This is a genomic window from Pseudoalteromonas sp. SANK 73390 (assembly GCF_054966645.1).
On sequence record NZ_ARPN01000012.1, the window covers coordinates 1 to 302 of the forward strand.

A 302-nucleotide genomic window follows, 5' to 3' on the forward strand; every position below is an offset into this window, starting at 1 on the left:
TGCCACTATCGTATGTATTGCTTTTTCAAATGCTGCTTTATCTAGCTTCCCTTCAAGTGCAAAAGTACTAGGCATATTGTACTGTGCGCTGCCTTCTTCTAGTTGCTCAGCCATCCACAAACGCTTTTGGGCATGAGACAATGGGGGCTTGCCGTGATGTTCAAGTGCTACCAAATCAAATTGCTGTGCACTGAGTTGCGCTTCATGTTCAAGTACATTTGCTAAACCAAATACTGTCGGGGCACTAAATAGCGCTCGCAGGCTGATTTCTTTGCCAAACTCTTGACGGATCACATTGCTCA

1 protein-coding gene is annotated in these 302 nt (G+C 45.0%); it reads right to left on the reverse strand.

Annotated elements, in window-relative coordinates; all coding sequences use genetic code 11:
- Window positions 1–302 (reverse strand): condensation domain-containing protein (locus tag SANK73390_RS01155; RefSeq protein WP_462762490.1); only part of this gene is annotated, 302 nt, incomplete at both ends.